Raw genomic sequence first — 570 nt, 5'->3', positions numbered from 1 at the left:
TGTTGATCGGCGCGCAATAAGGACCCCGCTACCGGGGTAATCGGCGTCCAAAAGGGACCCCTCCTACGGGGCATGGGTCCATAGTCCGCCCGAGTAACATTCGGGGGACGTCTTGCGGGATGCTGGTTGTGGAGACGATAGCGAAGATCAGGCGCATGCATTTCGGCCGGGGCATGGGGATCAAGACGATCTGCCGAGAACTGAACCTGTCGAAGAAGGTCGTGAGGAAGGTGGTTCGGTCCGGGGCGACCGAGTTCAGCTACAAGCGCACGGTTCAACCGCGCCCGAAGCTGGGCGCCTGGCTGGCCGAACTGGACAGGCTTTTGGCGACCAATGCCGCCCGTGCCAGCCGGGAGCGGCTGACCGTGATGCAGCTTTACGAGGAGCTTCGGGGGCTCGGGTATGATGGGGGCTACGATGCCGTCCGCCGCTATGCCGCGACTTGGAAGCAGGCGCAGGGATCAGGCACGGCAGCCGCTTTCGTGCCGCTGACCTTCGCGCCGGGGGAGGCATACCAGTTCGACTGGAGCCACGAGGTGGTGCTGATCGACGGCGTTACCGTGACGGTGA

At 64.0% G+C, this 570-nt stretch carries 1 protein-coding gene; it reads left to right on the top strand.

Going from position 1 to position 570, the window contains the following annotated elements:
* Nucleotides 1-119 precede the first annotated feature (119 nt).
* A partial coding sequence (locus tag Q5Y72_RS19795) for an IS21 family transposase (RefSeq protein WP_504222740.1) occupies nt 120-570 on the top strand: 451 nt, incomplete at its 3' end.

Origin of the sequence: Paracoccus spongiarum, from assembly GCF_030732095.1 — a bacterium.
In the GTDB taxonomy this organism is placed as follows: domain Bacteria; phylum Pseudomonadota; class Alphaproteobacteria; order Rhodobacterales; family Rhodobacteraceae; genus Paracoccus; species Paracoccus spongiarum.
This window is presented reverse-complemented; position numbering and strand designations above follow the sequence as displayed.